Below are 16393 nucleotides of genomic sequence, written 5' to 3'. Positions count from 1 at the left end.
GAATATTTTATACTTTGCTTCCAACACACCGACTTTTATTACGAATACAAGGCTTTCGGAATCAGATTTAAATAATACTTATGTACTATTAATTAGCGATCGCTCTGTGCCAGTTGCGTAAGTCCTGTCAAATAATCAACGGCTTTTTCTAAGTACACCGTATTCCAAAGAACGATCGCAGCAATCACCAAATTCAACCCACTGGCCCGATAAAACTGGTCTTCATAAGAGCGATCACGCAATTCCCCCAGCCGATTAAAAAACACTGCTCTTTTCAAGGTATGTTTCGCCTCACCCTTATTAAGTCCCGCCGTCGCCCGTCGCCGTAGTTCTGGACTCTGCAACCAAGAGAGGGTAAATAAAGTTCGCTCAATTCTCCCTAACTCCCGCAAAGCTAAAGCTAAACGATTCTGCCGAGGATAAGAAGCCAATTTCCTCAACATCAAAGAGGCAGTCACCGTCCCCGTCCGAATTGAACTAGCAAGGCGTAGAATCTCATCCCAAGACTCCTGAATCAATTTCACATTAATCCTGTCACCTAGTAGGGGTGCTAAAACCGAATCAGGAGAACTAGGTTCAAAAGTATACAATTTCTTATCAGGTAAATCGCGCATTCGAGGAGCAAATCTAAATCCCAGCAGATGGCACATTGCGAAGACATGTTCGGTATAGCCACTTGTATCCGTATAATGCTCCTGAATCTGTAAATCACTCTCGTGATATAACAAACCATCTAAAACGTGGGTTGCATCCCTAATCGTGGCATTAATTACCTTAACGTGAAAGGGGGCATACTGGTCAGAAATATGCGTGTAAAAAATCACGCTTCTATCTTTACCATATTTGGCATTGATCTCTTCATTAAAACTACGATGTCCAGCCGCTTTAAACCGTTGTCCATCAGAAGAAGATGTTGTTCCATCACCCCAATAAGCAGCAAAAGGCACTTGTGTATGGAAATTTACCACCTCAGCCATTGCTTTGGAATAAGTTTCATCACGAATATACCAATCTGCCACCCAAGCTAAACGCTCAAAGGACATTCCTTGAGTTGCGTCCGCCATCCGCGTTAAACCTAAATTAATCCCATCAGCAAGTAAAGCACTTAACAAAACAACTTTATCAGATACTTGTTCTCCTGAATGTAAATGCGTAAAATGTTTTGTAAATTGCGTCCAAGAATCAACTTCTACTAACAAATCAGTCAACTTAATTCTTGGCAGTAAACTATGAACTGTTCTGCTAAATCCATCAACCTCCTTTGGGACAGCATTGGTAAGAGGAGTGATAATTAGCTGTTCGTTCTCTATCCTGACATCAACCAGTTTCTTTTCTGCCATTAAAGAAGAAACAAGCGCTAATTGTTCAGACAATTCAAGTGAGCGTTGTTCAATATAAGTAGTGAAATCTGTCGTTACTGCCACAGGTATCGTTTGAGAAGAACACATTGATTGCCATGCCTTATCTGGTAATAGATAATCCTCAAAATCTTGGAACTGCTTCGAGCCTGCTACCCAAATATCCCCAGAACGCAAACCACTGCGTAATTCAGCCAAAGCACACATCTCATAGTAGTGACGATCAATAGTATCGCCCTTAACAGCCTTTTGATTGAGTCTCGAAGTTTGTCCACCCTCAATTTTGCGGATGGTCTGGATATGTATTCCCGCTTTGAAACTCAACTCTTTTTGGGTTAAAGAAAGCTGACCTCGCAATCTCTGGACGTAATTAGCAAGCCCTTCTTCTCCCAATGGTCGCGTTGAATGTTCTGTTACAATCATCAAAATATATCTGAAAATATATTTGTTAATGATAAGTTAATATCTAAACCTTTATTTAAATAAATTGTAAAAAGCTCTTCTAAAGTGATGATGACTTTAGCAGCTTTAGCCACCAAGTTTTTAGAACGTCCAGGACTAGCCAAAAGTACTCTGCGTTCATATCAGTCTACGATTATCCCCTTGCTCAAGGAGTACGGTCGATGGTCAATAGAAATCATCGACAGACAGGTTTTGATGGAATATCTCAATCATTTAACTGATGTTTCCTATACGACCCACCACCGTCATCAAGCTGTAATCACGGCTTTGTTCAGTTTTGCTGTTGATATAGGATATCTCAAATCCAATCCGGTTGCGGGACTCACAAGACGTAAACCCAGTCGAGAACAAGGAGAACACGCTACTGATGAGGCAGTGCGTTACCTTACTCCATACCAATTAAGTATCCTGTATGGTGTCATCAAAAAAGATGTTCGTTTGTCTGCATTGGTGCGTTTGTTGCATACCAGTGGCGCTAGGATTGCTGAGGTACTAGCTCTGAATTTAGATGACATAGACCTCGAAGCTCGGAAATTTCAGGTTGTTGGGAAAGGCAACAAGCAACGGTGGTGTTTTTACAGTGAAGTAGCACTCAAGAGTCTAAATCACTACATTGAATATTATAGACATCCTAAGCATCCAGCCCTGTTTACTGCTCAACAGCCAAAGATTTTGGAAGTATCCCGCCTTTCTTACCGCATGGCGCATAAATCCTGGATTAAGCTCATCAGAGATAGTCCTGAACTCCAAGAAATTCGTATTCATGACCTACGGCACACTTTTGCTACAGAGCGAGTGGGATTAATGGGGATTGAAGAACTCAGGGCGCTCATGGGGCATGAAAGCATTCAGACAACATTACGGTATCAGAAAGTAACGTCACAACGTGCAGAAGTTGTGGCACAGTTGGCGTTAAAAAACCTACCAAATTTTTCTGAATAATTTCAGCATATAACTCACTAAGTGTGATAATAAAACAATACTTTTGCCAATACATACCATCCTTGGTGCAGAGAATACATACTACTCTGCACCAACAAAATAAGGGTAATCAACCACTCAGACAAAGCATCAGCCATCGCACTGAAAAACAATAAAACAAGATTATCCATTAAGTGACGAAAAGGGAAATATGGAATATTACGTAATTGAGGCATATTGCCACCAATTGGGCCGCTTTTTATACAAGATAAAAAGAAGCGTTACTAGTGATGACAGCATTGTTTTGATTTCAGATAGTTATGAGCGTTGCAAAGAGTTTGTTGAATCTCAAAACTAGCAAAGTTACGAAAAGGGAATTATGACTTACCCGTATAAGCTAACTATCAAAATTGGCAGGTCTTCGCCGGACAATAACGACTTTCCACATGGCTGTATTTTGTGGTTGTGCAAAAAGTTACCATTTTGGAAGTTGAAATTATGGATTGTATGGGCTGAAAATTATAGCCATATCGATTGGAGTGATAACGAATTTGTGCCCTTTTAGGCTTGAAGTGACAAAATGGAGAAATGTTACTTTTGTGGAAAGCAAGTACAGTATTACCCTATGCCTGAATTACTTTTAGGAATTTGCTGTATAAATTTAGCCCACTATAAATCTAAGCAGATGATCAGGCCCGTGATCCTTCCCCGTCTAAAGTGACAAAATGGAGATTTTGACCAATTTAGTTTTTTTGATACTGGCATTACTTGAATCTGGCTTGGTTTCATGTCAAATAGCAACAATTAGCAAGCAAAGGTAAATGAATAATAGACTGTCTAAAGTGATTCATAGCAGTACTTTCAGACTATCTTGCCTCTGCTGAAAGCTTCGTTGTATCTACGTATCTACGCCAAATAACACCTATAGGAGGCTCAATCTCACTTACGGGTCTTATTGAAAAATGGGTGGCTAAGATGCTTATGGGGGAAGGCTTTTAGCCTTAGCGTACAATTTTCCCGTTTTGGCACGGTGATGCCTCATTTACCTTTTGAAGAAGAGCCTGATTTACTTAAATACTGGGATTTTTGCTACGAACGCAGTTTCGGTTGTGTCGGTATTCTCAAAGATTGGTTATGTCAAGCATTGGCAACGGCGTTACTGGATGAAGCTAAAACTCTCACTCTGTCGCATTTAAAATCTTCTGCTTACTCTCATGAACAATGCATGATTATCTTCAACGAAACACGATTAGGAGAAAAGCAACTTGAGTTTACCCCAGATAGTTCGGCTTTGAGAATTGCTTTAGGTTTAGAATCTCATCATGGGTCAGCTACACATAGCACGTCCCAGACAACCAATACAACCAATACTAAATCTCGTCGCTCTACTACTGGTAATACTAAACCTCAACGTCGTCCTGTTGGAGGTGGTGAAAATGTCGGTTGAAAGTTTGGCTAATTATGAGTCGTGGGACTTAACGATGAACCAACTTCCAAAACGCAGCCATCTTTATTCTCTTAAACCAATAGGTTTTGGTACACCCACAGTTGAAAGTTTTACTAGTTATTTACAGCGCTTGGCTGCTGCACATGGTGTCTCGATTGCTAGTTTAATTCGCTATAAAATTACGCCGTTATTTATTCAGAGCAACCAACCACCCGATTTCTTGAAAGCTGATGATGCTATCAAAATGCTCATCAATGCTTGGCATCGAGAGCCTGCACTTTTACAACAGCAGTCTGCTAAATTTTGGTTAGACCGAACGCAACATGTTTCAAAGGTAGTTGCCATCGTTGAGAAATTAACTGCTAGGCTTGATCTGAGTTTTCTGACTTTACTTCAATGGCACTCCTGGCGGCTTAACTTCAGTCATATTTTCCATACTGAACAACGTTGGTGTTCTGGCTGCTATCAAGACTGGCGTGAAGCTGGAAAACCTATTTATAACCCTTTGTTGTGGACAATAGAAGCTGTAACTGTTTGTCCAGTTCACCAACGTTACCTACAACTGCGGTGCTTGTACTGTGGTTGTTTTCAACAGTTTCTCAATCTGGACTGCCATTCTCTTGGTTATTGTTGTGTGTGTAATGCATGGCTGGGTCGGTTTGTAGACAATACTTCTTTTTCTCAGGGGTCTCGGTTTGATTGGGAAAAGTGGGCTGCTCAATCTGTTGGCCAGATTTTCGGCGCTATGCCAACACTTAGTTCGACTTCTTTTTCTCAAGTTACCCCGCCAGCTAAATACCGACGAAAACCTACTCTCACTAAATTTTTAAGGTGGTGTTACAAACTTGGAATTAATCCTGTTGAGGGTTTGGAAATTCTCTCGATTATACGAGTGTAGTCAGTTGAACCCAGACCAGAGCTACTGGACGGTGCTTCCTTTTCCGTAAGCATAAGATGAGCAACCTGTTTTGAAACCATAAAGCGAGCAAGTTGCTCATCTTATGCTTACAGTGACAGTATACACGAATTCGGGTGGAATACAAAATAAGATACCCTTATCTTTTATCCGATATAAACTCCGATAAAAACCACTTTCCCCCAGACACAACACTTTCACCAACATGCGATCGCTCTGGGTGCATGTTGGCAACGGAATAGTTTCTATTACGCTGCCGATAAATTTTGCTTGTCTTGCTATCGCCTTTGATGCGTCATCCAAGCGATAACCATTTACAGGGTGCTAACTTCCAGTTATAGTTAGCCGTAACTTATTATAGGCACAATGCAACTATAACTTTGACTTGGTGCAAAGATAGTTTACAAAAGTTGCTCAGGCGGTTGCCATAATATTGGTTCAGCGAAGGGACAGAGGCATTGCTGCCAATATTGCATTCGGGAAAACTTTTCTCCCTGAAGCGGTTCCTATCCCTCAATTTCTAAGATTCGGATCATGGATAACTGCAACCGCCTTGATGCAGAACCGTCTGGGAATACAAATTGCCTGCTTTAATTACAAAAATCATCAACGCGGATATCCCGCCAGACATCAGAAACCTGCCAGCCGGAATTGCCCACAGATTGTACTGGAGGATTGTCAAGCAATGGAACATAGTCAGGAACTCTAGGCTTTGGAATCGCTACTGGTTTCTCCTGAACCTCAACCACAGGGGCAGTAGAATTGTCAGTATTGGCTTCAAGAAGTTGGTCTTCTGCTTCTTCGATTAATTTCATCTGTCTCAGGGTAAGCTTGTCGGATTTTTTGATGATTTTCTTGGTATCTGTATCATTAGAAGTTTTCATTGGCTGAAAATTTGTCTGAGTAAAGTTGAGAGAAGATGAGTATTAATAATTGCACGGAATAAACACTTTACTGCAAAACTATGGAAAATACGAGTCCCTTGCTGAAGAAATTATCAATTGAGTAAAAATCTCTTTTTCGGGCAGATGCCCTAGCATAATCTGTTGCACAGATACAAGTATTAAGCGTAAGCGTAGCTCGCCGCAGGCATCGCTTCTTTCCTCATGACTGTACTTCAAGATTGTTTTGCGGTATCGTTTGGTTTACTGAAATCAGCGAACTCCCCCGGAGCAAACACTTCTTTATTGTTATCAGGTTTGCGAAGTGGATCAGGGTTATATGTTATATGCAGTGGGGAGCCGCATATAAACGTATTCACATCTCACCCCATCAAATTTAGTATCGGTGGTAATGCCCCAATCTTGAATGTATGCTCCAGTAAGAGTAGCGCCCGTCAAGTCGGTTCCGTTAAGCTGTGCTTGTACTAGCTTTGCTCTGGATAAATCTGCATCTTGTAAATTCGCTTGACTGAGGTCTGCACCAATAAAACTGGCATCTATCAAGTTAGCTCGTTTAAAGTTAATTCCGCTTAGGTTTTCACGGTGAAAATTACTGTCCTGTCCAACGCCTGTCTTTAACACGCTCAACACTTGTGCTTTTTGAAGGTAAGTTGTTCCAGGGCGAACAAAGTCGAGTTTTATAGTTTTGTTGAAACAGGTACGAATTAGAATGGCTTTTCTAAAATCTGTACTTTTTAGTGTGGCGGCTGTGAAATTAACATCAGTTAAATCAGCACTGCGAAAGCTTGTACCACCAATAGCTGCAAAAGCAATAGCGATGTTCTGAATCCAAGAGTATTTCTCATCTCCTTCCATTGCTGATCCTTTTATAAATAGGGATATATTTATATACATACAAAAATATAGATATATGGCTATCAATGTATTTACTTAGTATTAACACTGTTTAAATCATGTTTAAACAAGTGTTAATTTTAACTATGTACAATTATAATATATCTAAAAAAATAGTATAAAATGCGTCTAGTTTACAAACTGAGATTTGTTTCTTCTCAACTAGTAACTGTAACAGTACTGCTGACATTGTTCTTGTTTATCCCTCAAATTTTCCTAAATTGGCAGGCATATTATAATTTCAATAATATTATTAAACATGAATTTAAACTACAAATGCTGAGTGGTGAAATTACTTATCTAGATGAAGTCTTAACAATGTCAGCTCGGATGAATGCTGCTACAGGCAACTCTACCTGGGAACAACGATATCGGAAATTTGAGCCTAAACTCGACATTGCTATTAAAGAATCTATTAAACTGGCTCCTAAAGCATATAAAAATGAGGATGCCCAAAAAATTGATGCTGCTAATCAGCGTTTGGTTGCAATGGAATATCAATCTTTTGATTTAGTTAACAAAAATCAAAAAGAGACAGCACAACAATTACTTTCTAGCCGCGAATATGAAACTCAGAAGCGCATTTATGCTGATGGTGTTGCGAAAAGAAACCGTAATATTTCACTTCAGTTACAACAGAAGATTGATGAATATTACCAAAGAATATTTTGGGCAGTTTTAGAATCTATTGTAAGTTTAGCACTGCTGATTCCGGCATGGCTTTTAGTATTGCATTTATTACAGCAATACTTAAAAGATAAAAAAATTGCTCAAACCGCTTTAGAAGAAACAAATTTTAAACTTGAAATGCAAGTGGCAGAGAGAACGGCAAAAATAGAACATAAAAATATTCAACTAAAACAAACACTGCAAGAATTGCAACACACTCAAGTGCAACTTATTCAAACTGAAAAAATGTCATCATTAGGTCAGTTAGTTGCTGGTGTTGCTCATGAAATCAATAATCCAGTTAATTTTATTCATGGTAATCTGATACATCTTAAAGAATATATTCAGCAATTACTAACTTTAATTAGCCTTTATAAACAAGAAAATTGTAATTACAATCCAGAAATAATTACTCTGATTGATGAGATCGATTTAGAATTTATTATTGATGATATACCGAAAACCTTATCTTCAATGACAGTTGGCACTGAGCGAATTTGTGAGATTGTGCTAACTTTGCGGAACTTCTCACGTCTCGACGAAGCAGAAATGAAACCTGTTGATATTCATGAAGGAATTGATAGCACGCTATTAATATTACAGCATCGTCTCAAACAAAATCATAAACAGCAGGAAATCGAAATTATCAAAAATTATGGTAAATTACCTCTTGTTGAATGCTATGCAGGAGGATTAAATCAGGTATTTATGAATATCTTAAGTAACGCTATTGATGCTTTATCTGAACGTGAACAAGAGTATTTAACAAGAGATGTTAAAGAACACCTCAATTCTATTATTATCCATACTCAAGTTAAAAATGAAGAATTTGTAATTATCAGTATTAAAGACAACGGGATAGGAATACCAGAGAAAGTAAAGACTAGATTGTTTGACCCTTTCTTTACTACTAAACCTGTGGGTAAAGGTACTGGTTTAGGACTATCCATTAGTTACCAGATTATAGTAAATAAGCATCAGGGAAAAATAAAGTGTATTTCTGAACTTGGGAAGGGTACAGAGTTTATAATTGAGATTCCTATCCAGCAGACGCGGTAAGCAAATATATGATTGTGCAGTTTAACCGAACAATATGTATCCGCCTCTTATATTTCTGGAAAATTAACCAGTCGAAGCTTGTGGCTGAACTTGCATTGCTGCCGGAACAGATATCAATACTTTTCGGTTAAGGGGAAAAGGGGAATGGGAAAGGGAAAAGAAAAAACCTTTAACCCTTACCCTTTAACCTTTGGGTTAATCTTGCCATTGGTTTCTAAGTTAGTGATGTAACCAATTTTTTGAGCAAATTCTTGTAAATTAGCATTAAATACTAAATATTCTGGCTTTACCTGACCGTAGTAACGACTACGAGGGGAAATAAAACCATTCTGATCATATTCATCAAGTTTTTCCATCAAATTATGACCCTACCAACTATTTTTTATCAAAAAAATCAATCAAGTTAAAAGCTGGTGTAGTGTGATTTGAGCAGATTTATTTTTTATTCATTAATTCAACTATAGATGTAATTCTTTGCCAATTTGCACCAAAACACTTTTGAATAAGGTTACATTAGTCAGAGCAAATGAATTAGTTATTTTGAATAATTAAATTAGTATTTAAGCTAAATAAAACAATATTTAATATTGTTAAATATCGATGTTTAGCCTCCAACAGCTTTTAGAGTGGTAATACACGATTAACAATCTCATCCTTTTGATCAAGGAGTACAAAAAGACGTGGAGAGCCATAAAGCAAAAATCTTGGTAGTAGATGATGAAGCCAGCATCCGCCGGATTTTACAAACGCGTCTTGAGATGATTGGCTACGATGTAGTCATAGCTTGTGACGGTGAAGAGGCTTTATTAGCTTTTCGTAAAGAAACCCCTGATTTGATAGTTCTGGATGTGATGATGCCAAAGCTAGATGGCTACGGTGTCTGTCAAGAATTACGAAAACAATCAGATGTGCCAATTATCATGCTCACAGCTTTAGGAGATGTAGCAGACCGAATCACTGGGCTAGAGTTAGGTGCTGATGACTACATGACGAAACCTTTCTCACCCAAGGAACTGGAAGCTCGAATTGCCTGCGTACTAAAACGACGCTCCCACAAAACCAGCATTAATAGTATTCCTAACTCTGGGATAATCCATCTGGACAATCTCAAAATCGATATCAATAAGCGGCAAGTCCATAAAAATGAGCAACGCATTCGGTTGACAGGTATAGAATTTAGCTTATTAGAGTTGTTAGTGAATCATTCGGGAAAGATTTTTTCAAGGGTCGAAATATTACAGCAATTGTGGGGCTTTGTACCAGAGATGAATACAGATACCCGTGTGGTAGATGTGCATATCTCACGATTGCGAACAAAGGTAGAATCCGACCCCAACGACCCAGAATTCATTATTACAGCAAGAGGTAGTGGTTATTTTTTCCCGCGAATTGTTGAATCAGAATAAGGGACGCGAGCAATTATCTGGCATATTGCAGCACCAAAGATGTTTTAAGTAAATCGGTAGAGGGATTGAGCTAAGTTTCGTCAGTTTGATGGATGTATAAAACTGCTGAATCTTGTGAAATTGTTAGTCAAGAAAACGTCTAATTTAAAATTAGTAGAGTATTTATGATACAAACACCAGTTATCCGTCAAATTTTATTAGGGCCAGACACTGGATTTCTACCATATCTTAGTGAAAAACTTCAAACACAGAGCTTTTCCCATTTTAAGGCCCAGTTTGGTTTTCATGTAGACGAGTATTGTACGCAAGTTACTTCTAATGATGATTCTCCAGAGATACAAACGAAACTTTTGTTTACTCTCAAGTTATCGATTGTTGTAGATAGCCAAACTCCCTCAGATCAGGCGACGTTACACGCTCTTGAGTTTCAAGAATTGCTAGATGCACAAATTATTAGATGGAGCCAGGACAACGAAAGATTGCTTAAACCAATCTCAGAAATTAAAGGGGCGCTTAGTCAACTATTAGAAATACCGTTCCACGGTGGTTATGTTCCAGGTTTTGAAATTACGAGGCAGTTTTATCTAATTTATAGTGCTGGTACTACAGGGTTAAGCCAATCAGAGTCGGCTCAATCTTCATTGCATAGTCCAGGGGAACGCACTCCCATTAGCGGACAGTACGAAGTAATCAATTCTAATGGAAAAGGCACAGGGTTAGAGGTAACATCAACTGCTGGAAATCCGTTTCCTCCAACGAGTGAATCTGACCAATCATATCGGTTAGTTGACCCAACAAAGCACAAAAACCCTAATAACTAGCAATCGAAGCTCTGGCGATTGCATTAACTATAGTTATGATGTAACCACCATTCAAGCCTGATAATGGGGTAAGAGTATACTAGCTAAAATAAATCTGAGAGTAGCCAATAAAAGTTAATAAACATCAAAAATGCTTGAGAAAGAAGTTAACGTCAGAGATAGTTTTCACTCAAACCAGCCTGCGGGTGGCAGCGATCCGAATAGTTTTGATTATAAAGAGACATGGTATCCCATTCATTACTTAGAGGACTTAGACAAATCAAAACCAACCCCTTTTACAGTGTTGGGAAGAGATATTGTAATTTGGTGGGATAAACTTGCCCAATCTTGGAGAAGCTTTGAAGACCAGTGTCCTCATCGTTTAGCACCGTTGTCTGAAGGCAGGATAAGTGACGATGGGCTTTTGGAATGTCCCTATCACGGTTGGGCTTTTTCTGGAGATGGAAATTGTCAAAGGATTCCTCAACAAGTCAAAGGTGGAACAGCAGAGACATCAAAACGAGCTTGTGTAGGATCATTACCAGTTATTGAAAAACAAGGACTACTATTTGTATATGTTGGTGAATATGAAAATGCTGCCAAAACCGAAGTCCCAATAATTGAACCATTAGAAGAATCTCCAGAAGGATGGGTTGTAATTAATACATTTAGAGATGTACCTTATGATGCATTAACACTATTAGAAAATATATTAGACCCTAGCCACATATCGTTTACACACCATAAAACGGTAGGAAATAGGGCAAATGCAGCACCTTTGGAACTTGAAGTGATTGAATCTGGGAAACATGGATTCAAAGGGATTTGGAAACAAGGTTTGAAACCAGGGCAATCAGGAGAGTTGTCTACAACCTTCGTCGCTCCAAGTTTAATGTGGCATGATATCAACTCCCAGCGTGGCAGAATTCTAACCGTTGTTTATGCTACACCCATACGTAAGGGAGAATGTCGTGTATTTGCACGTTTTCCTTTTAAGTTTCCTAATAAACTTCCAGGTTGGTTTATTAAGCTCAGACCGCGTTGGTATTACCACATTGGACAAAATGGTGTTTTAGAAGACGATCAAATTTTTCTCCACTACCAAGAAAGGTATCTTGAAGCTAAAGGAGGTAGCCCGAACTTTACCAAAGCCTTTTACCTTCCAACCAAAGCAGATAGTTTTGTATTTGAATTGCGTCAGTGGGTAAATCAATATAACGCTGAACCGTTTGGCAAAGAGACTTTTTCTCCCCCATTGGCAAAATCCGTGCTGCTGGAGAGATATCATTCTCATACAGAAAAGTGTGCCAGTTGTAGCTCGGCGCTTTCTATTATTGAGCGATTGAGATTTGGGAGTGGAGTTGCAACAGTATTTACTTTGGCTTGGATTCCAATGCTTTTTTTATTTTTTCAGACAACATCAGTTGTAGTAGTTGTGATTGAAACTCTAGCTCCCTTAATCTTTGCACTAGCATGGATGGGACTAAGTAAGTTAGTTATTCAGTTTTATGATGGACGAAGCTTACCTCCACGAAACCGACCGGAAAAAAACTGAAATCTAATAATACCAGAAAAATATGAGTAAGCTCATCTTAATTACAGGCATAAGTAAAGGTCTAGGTTATGCGATGACGGAGGGTTTTATTCAACAGGGCTATACTGTTATTGGTTGCGCCCGTTCATCAGATGCAATCGATAAAATACGCCAAAAGTTTAGTGCGCCCAATGATTTCACATCTGTAGATGTAGCAAATGAACAGCTTGTAGAAAAATGGGCAGAACATATACTGAACAAGTATGAACCGCCAGATATAGTGATAAATAATGCGGCAATTACTAATTATCCAGCACCTTTGTGGGAAATACCATCTGAAGAATTTTCGGATCTTATAGATATCAATATAAAAGGAGTAGCGAATATAATTCGCCATTTCGTACCAGCAATGGTGAAAAAGAAACGGGGTATTATTGTTAACTTTAGTTCTGGTTGGGGACGTTCGACTTCAGCCCAAGTTGCACCATATTGTGCTTCTAAGTGGGCAATAGAAGGATTAACTCGTTCTTTGGCACAAGAATTGCCGAATGGTATGGCAGCTATACCCCTTAATCCAGGGATTATTCATACAGATATGCTTTCTATTAGCTTTGGAGAAGAAGCTGCTAATTATACACCCGTGTCCGATTGGGTATTGAAAGCTGTGCCATTTATTCTCAATTTAAAACCCAAAGATAACGGGATTCCCTTGACCATTTCATGAGATTGATCATACGTGAATTGTTTTGACCAGTTACGAAAAAACGGGCTTATCTAAACTGTATTGGTTTATCGCCCAGAGGCACAGTAAATTAGTACAATTTTTGAATACTGGAGTTTTAATTTTTGAAAAAGCATTTGAGCCAAAGTCTACCCATAGCAGCACCAAGCCGGAAACTGAAGATTACGATCCTAACAGTAGGTTCAAGGGGAGACTTGCAACCATACTGCGCTTTGGCTATTGGCTTGAAACGTGCGGGGCATGAAGTAACGATTGCAACGCATGAGAACTTTGAGTTATTTGTGAGGAAGTTCGATTTAAAGTTTGCACCGATCGCTGGCAATATGGAAGAGTTTTTGCAATCGAAACAAGGGCAGCGATTGATTGCGGGAGAAAAGTTGAAAAAAGAAGAAGCAGATAAGCTTTTGCTTCAACAGTTGCAGTCAGCTTGGAGTGCGTGTCAGGGAAGTGAGGTAATTATCTACACGCCGTTAGCTACCTTTGGATATCACATCGCAGAGAAATTAGGCGTACCCTGCTTTTTTGCATCAGTTCTACCGTTGACTCCCACAGGGATGTTTGGGTTTTTGAGATTTGCTCAAATAACTAAGAACCCCCTAAAGAAATTAATCAACTATAGCAGCTACTTACTAGTAGAGTTTTTGCACTGGCAAAGATATCGTCCACTGCTCAATCACTTCAGAACAGAAACATTGAAATTGCCGCCCTTACCATATTTGGGCAGACGCTTCAGACGGAAGACTCCGGCGAATGTATCACGAATCCCTATATTGTATGGATTTAGTTCACACGTCATCCCAAAACCTCGTGACTGGCCTGCATGGGTGTATGTAACTGGTTTTTGGTTTATTGACCAAGCCTCCGAATACGAGCCACCTCTGGAACTAGAGGATTTTCTGGGACGAAAGCAATTGCCTTTGTGTTTTGGATTTGGGAGCATGACGATGCCCAATCCAGAATATCTCACACATTACATCGTGGAAGCCTTAAAGAAAACCCATCAAGGCGGGATTATATTATCAGGCTGGGGGGGCGTTGGAAGAACGGTGAATATAAAAGATTCGCTACGAGTGTTTGTGATCAAGGAAGTTCCGCATGATTGGTTATTTCCTCAAGTGCCAGCAGTAGTGCATCACGCAGGAGCTAGTACAACGGCGGCAGTGTTACGTGCAGGGACACCAAACCAATTCGCAATTACCAATTCGCAATTCGCAGTTAAAATTAGTCAGGGCTTGAAACCCAAAAAACTAGCCAATTATTCAATTAGATAAGTGCGTAATTTAACTTGCGAATTGCGAATTGCGAATTGCGAATTGCGAATTGGTGTTAGTCCTGCGCCGATACCTTACAAGAAAGTGTCAGATAAAACTTTAGCAGCAGCGATTGAAATCGTACTGGGCGATGAGGTGATGCGGAAGAAAGCACAAGAGTTGGGTGAGAAAATCAGGGATGAAGATGGTGTGGCGAATGCTGTTGAAGTTTTCCATCGCCATCTAGGTTTGATTGAGTGAGAAATTGCAGACAATTAAAATCATCACACACACCCACAACGGCAGTAAATGTCCCAACAAGTTAAAGTTTACACGGTACTCTGTGTCAACAGCAGTATCCTAATGGTTTTTTACACGCCAGGGCATTGTTGGGAATTCCGTATCATCAGCCGCACGGGTGGGATATTCGGGGAACAAAAGATTTATTACACGGCGGAGGCAGCACTGAGAACTGGGTTAGAGTGGTTGCGCGATGAACGGTAATGAGTGCGTATATGCGATCGCCGTTCGCGCTAGCGTCTCCATTAGCTCATGTCCTACTGTAGGCGGTAGGCGGTAAGCGTAGCCATACCGTCAGGCTTATCGGTCTGGTAACTAGATGATATTTTCTAGCCAGTCACTTGGGGATAGGTTCATTGTCAGATTGTTTTAAATTTCTCTTGCTGTAATCAGAGCATAATCATAAATTTTTGGGCTGATTCTTGTTCCTTTACTCATTAAATCATCTAAAATATTCTTGACATTATCAATCAAACCTTGCTCTTTTGCTAAGATAATCACTCCAACTAAACCAATAATTGGCAAGCCTCTACTAATAGCAACTTTTCTCCCAGCTTTTTCATCAATTAAAAGTTGATCTGCTTTTAATTCTTCTGCCAAAATAATTGCCGAACATTCTCCTAAATCCAAGTCGGTTTCTAATTGTAATTGTTCAATGAGTTGGTTATTACTTATAGAAAGAACTTCTAGCCATAAGGCTGATTTTACAGCTAAAACTGCGGGATGATCCCCCGTTGTTAATTCTGCATAGACTTGTTGAGGAATTATTACTCTACCAAAAACAGCCTGAAGCAAGTCTAATCTACCAACTTTAGAAAGTTCACTTAATGGGGTTGTATCTGAGACAACAATCATAGATTATTGCCTTGTAATTTCACTTTTGCTTGATTAACTTCTTGCTGAAATTCCTCTAAAGTCATACTATCGTCAAATATGGATATTTCATGCTTAGACATCAAATCTATTACGTCTAGTCTAGGAATTCCTAGTAATTGACTAGCCTTACCACTACTAATTTCTCCATATTTAAGTAGAGTCATCACATAAGCTTCTTTGGCTTTAGTTTCTGCTTCTTCTCTAATGGTATTATTAACAGAATGAACAGGAATAGTAAATTCTACTTTAGTCATAATTCCAGAATATTTTCTTTGTAATGTTTCATTTTCAACAGGGTTGATATTATATAATATATCGTTTTTCTATCGGCTAAAGTCGAGTTATTCGGCGATTCCAACTAAGGGGGATTGACGTAAAAACTCTACGAGTCAGTGGGTTGTTCTGGGTGGGTGTTCTGTGTAGTCAGGCTTTGAGCAAGGTCTGATAAGGCTTGAATTCACCTATTATCCGCTTGAGGCGACCGACTGTGGCACTGGTTGAGGCTGTTCCGATGCTGACAACTCGGTTATTGTCAGAGAGCGAATCAACTCTCGAATCACATCAGTTGCAGGTCTACCTGCTCATTAGTGACTGCAATTGTATGTCTGAATTATCTCCCAATTCTTGTTGTAGTTGGGATAGTTGATTTTCTAACACTTCAGCAGTATGAATGAGATTAGACTGTTGAGCTATTTTTAGCTGAGTTTCTTTAATAGAGATTTTTCTCACCAGTTCATTCACTGCATCGACTGAATCATCATTTTCAGTAATCATGGCTTCATCACGAATATCCGTTTTTAGCAGAAATAATTGCTACAAAGCTTGCTATGTATGAATAAAATTAGCTACATTTTTCA

17 protein-coding genes and 2 pseudogenes are annotated in these 16393 nt (G+C 39.2%); 11 read left to right on the top strand and 8 right to left on the bottom strand.

Annotated features, from left to right (window positions below; genetic code table 11):
* Positions 1–122: 122 nt before the first annotated feature.
* Positions 123–1781 (bottom strand): annotated as a pseudogene (locus tag H6G92_RS35790) (Tn3 family transposase); the annotation flags it as partial.
* 87 nt (positions 1782–1868) lie between these two features.
* On the opposite strand from H6G92_RS35790, the gene H6G92_RS35785 reads away from it, so the two are divergent.
* Complete coding sequence (locus H6G92_RS35785) at positions 1869–2762, top strand: tyrosine-type recombinase/integrase (RefSeq protein WP_190901271.1); 894 nt, start codon at positions 1869–1871, stop codon at positions 2760–2762.
* 17 nt (positions 2763–2779) lie between these two features.
* Here H6G92_RS35785 and H6G92_RS35780 read toward each other — a convergent pair whose 3' ends face one another.
* The gene (locus H6G92_RS35780) at positions 2780–2977 is read right to left on the bottom strand and encodes a hypothetical protein (protein WP_190901269.1); all 198 of its coding nucleotides are present in this window, start codon (positions 2975–2977) and stop codon (positions 2780–2782) included.
* Between the two features lie 797 nt (positions 2978–3774).
* Here H6G92_RS35780 and H6G92_RS35775 point away from each other — a divergent pair.
* On the top strand, positions 3775–4188 hold the full coding sequence (locus H6G92_RS35775; protein WP_190901267.1) for a hypothetical protein: 414 nt from the start codon (positions 3775–3777) through the stop codon (positions 4186–4188).
* A complete protein-coding gene (locus H6G92_RS35770; protein WP_190901264.1) occupies positions 4178–5086 on the top strand; it encodes a TniQ family protein in 909 nt (302 codons plus the stop codon). Before H6G92_RS35775 ends, H6G92_RS35770 begins: the two co-directional genes overlap by 11 nt.
* Before the next feature lie 608 nt (positions 5087–5694).
* On the opposite strand, the gene H6G92_RS35765 is transcribed toward H6G92_RS35770, so the two are convergent.
* Positions 5695–5988 (bottom strand): hypothetical protein, encoded by a 294-nt coding sequence (locus H6G92_RS35765; RefSeq protein WP_190901263.1) that lies wholly within the window; start codon positions 5986–5988, stop codon positions 5695–5697.
* 333 nt (positions 5989–6321) lie between these two features.
* A complete protein-coding gene (locus H6G92_RS35760) occupies positions 6322–6861 on the bottom strand; it encodes a pentapeptide repeat-containing protein (RefSeq protein ID WP_242059457.1) in 540 nt (179 codons plus the stop codon).
* Positions 6862–7023: 162 nt separating this feature from the next.
* Between H6G92_RS35760 and H6G92_RS35755 the strand changes: the two genes are divergently transcribed.
* On the top strand, positions 7024–8628 hold the full coding sequence (locus H6G92_RS35755; RefSeq protein WP_190901261.1) for a sensor histidine kinase: 1605 nt from the start codon (positions 7024–7026) through the stop codon (positions 8626–8628).
* A 188-nt stretch (positions 8629–8816) separates the two neighbouring features.
* On the opposite strand, the pseudogene H6G92_RS35750 reads toward H6G92_RS35755, so the two are convergent.
* Positions 8817–8984 (bottom strand): annotated as a pseudogene (locus H6G92_RS35750) (DUF7219 family protein); the annotation flags it as partial.
* Positions 8985–9308: 324 nt separating this feature from the next.
* Here H6G92_RS35750 and rpaB point away from each other — a divergent pair.
* From rpaB to H6G92_RS35715, 7 genes are all read left to right on the top strand, one after another.
* Complete coding sequence (gene rpaB, locus H6G92_RS35745) at positions 9309–10034, top strand: response regulator transcription factor RpaB (RefSeq protein WP_190901259.1); 726 nt, start codon at positions 9309–9311, stop codon at positions 10032–10034.
* 164 nt (positions 10035–10198) lie between these two features.
* Complete coding sequence (locus tag H6G92_RS40000; RefSeq protein WP_190901274.1) at positions 10199–10855, top strand: hypothetical protein; 657 nt, start codon at positions 10199–10201, stop codon at positions 10853–10855.
* Positions 10856–10985: 130 nt separating this feature from the next.
* Positions 10986–12389: an aromatic ring-hydroxylating dioxygenase subunit alpha gene (locus H6G92_RS35735; protein WP_190901257.1), complete on the top strand. Its 1404-nt coding sequence runs from the start codon at positions 10986–10988 to the stop codon at positions 12387–12389.
* A 22-nt stretch (positions 12390–12411) separates the two neighbouring features.
* Positions 12412–13092, top strand: coding sequence for an SDR family oxidoreductase (locus H6G92_RS35730; RefSeq protein WP_179069852.1), 681 nt, complete (start codon positions 12412–12414; stop codon positions 13090–13092).
* Between the two features lie 122 nt (positions 13093–13214).
* Entirely contained in the window at positions 13215–14381 is a 1167-nt protein-coding gene (locus H6G92_RS35725; protein WP_190901255.1) for a glycosyltransferase, read from the top strand.
* On the top strand, positions 14382–14621 hold the full coding sequence (locus tag H6G92_RS35720) for a hypothetical protein (protein WP_313890050.1): 240 nt from the start codon (positions 14382–14384) through the stop codon (positions 14619–14621). It abuts the gene before it with no gap.
* Positions 14622–14723: 102 nt separating this feature from the next.
* On the top strand, positions 14724–14864 hold the full coding sequence (locus tag H6G92_RS35715; protein WP_306297030.1) for a hypothetical protein: 141 nt from the start codon (positions 14724–14726) through the stop codon (positions 14862–14864).
* 165 nt (positions 14865–15029) lie between these two features.
* Here the strand turns inward: H6G92_RS35715 and H6G92_RS35710 are convergent, their stop codons facing one another.
* From H6G92_RS35710 to H6G92_RS35700, 3 genes are all read right to left on the bottom strand, one after another.
* Positions 15030–15515: a DUF3368 domain-containing protein gene (locus H6G92_RS35710; protein WP_152590993.1), complete on the bottom strand. Its 486-nt coding sequence runs from the start codon at positions 15513–15515 to the stop codon at positions 15030–15032.
* A complete protein-coding gene (locus H6G92_RS35705) occupies positions 15512–15790 on the bottom strand; it encodes a UPF0175 family protein (protein ID WP_190901251.1) in 279 nt (92 codons plus the stop codon). The genes H6G92_RS35710 and H6G92_RS35705 overlap by 4 nt, the downstream gene beginning before the upstream one ends.
* Before the next feature lie 319 nt (positions 15791–16109).
* Positions 16110–16310 (bottom strand): hypothetical protein, encoded by a 201-nt coding sequence (locus H6G92_RS35700; protein ID WP_190901249.1) that lies wholly within the window; start codon positions 16308–16310, stop codon positions 16110–16112.
* Between the last annotated feature and the right edge of the window lie 83 nt (positions 16311–16393).

The organism is Nostoc foliaceum FACHB-393 (genome assembly GCF_014698505.1).
GTDB classification, from domain to species: Bacteria; Cyanobacteriota; Cyanobacteriia; order Cyanobacteriales; family Nostocaceae; genus Nostoc; species Nostoc foliaceum_A.
The sequence above is the reverse complement of the archived record's forward strand: the minus strand, read 5'-3'. Positions and strand labels throughout refer to the sequence as shown.

Excerpts from the sequence above, each read along its gene's own strand:
- H6G92_RS35775 (WP_190901267.1), top strand. The coding sequence starts at position 3,775 with ATGCCTCATTTACCTTTTGAAGAAGAGCCTGATTTACTTAAATACTGG.
- H6G92_RS35730 (WP_179069852.1), top strand. The coding sequence starts at position 12,412 with ATGAGTAAGCTCATCTTAATTACAGGCATAAGTAAAGGTCTAGGTTAT.
- H6G92_RS35735 (WP_190901257.1), top strand. The coding sequence starts at position 10,986 with ATGCTTGAGAAAGAAGTTAACGTCAGAGATAGTTTTCACTCAAACCAG.
- H6G92_RS35710 (WP_152590993.1), bottom strand. The coding sequence starts at position 15,515 with ATGATTGTTGTCTCAGATACAACCCCATTAAGTGAACTTTCTAAAGTT.
- H6G92_RS35765 (WP_190901263.1), bottom strand. The coding sequence starts at position 5,988 with ATGAAAACTTCTAATGATACAGATACCAAGAAAATCATCAAAAAATCC.
- H6G92_RS35760 (WP_242059457.1), bottom strand. The coding sequence starts at position 6,861 with ATGGAAGGAGATGAGAAATACTCTTGGATTCAGAACATCGCTATTGCT.
- H6G92_RS35705 (WP_190901251.1), bottom strand. The coding sequence starts at position 15,790 with ATGACTAAAGTAGAATTTACTATTCCTGTTCATTCTGTTAATAATACC.
- H6G92_RS35700 (WP_190901249.1), bottom strand. The coding sequence starts at position 16,310 with ATGATTACTGAAAATGATGATTCAGTCGATGCAGTGAATGAACTGGTG.
- H6G92_RS35780 (WP_190901269.1), bottom strand. The coding sequence starts at position 2,977 with ATGCCTCAATTACGTAATATTCCATATTTCCCTTTTCGTCACTTAATG.
- H6G92_RS40000 (WP_190901274.1), top strand. The coding sequence starts at position 10,199 with ATGATACAAACACCAGTTATCCGTCAAATTTTATTAGGGCCAGACACT.
- H6G92_RS35785 (WP_190901271.1), top strand. The coding sequence starts at position 1,869 with ATGATGACTTTAGCAGCTTTAGCCACCAAGTTTTTAGAACGTCCAGGA.
- H6G92_RS35770 (WP_190901264.1), top strand. The coding sequence starts at position 4,178 with ATGTCGGTTGAAAGTTTGGCTAATTATGAGTCGTGGGACTTAACGATG.
- H6G92_RS35755 (WP_190901261.1), top strand. The coding sequence starts at position 7,024 with ATGCGTCTAGTTTACAAACTGAGATTTGTTTCTTCTCAACTAGTAACT.
- H6G92_RS35715 (WP_306297030.1), top strand. The coding sequence starts at position 14,724 with ATGGTTTTTTACACGCCAGGGCATTGTTGGGAATTCCGTATCATCAGC.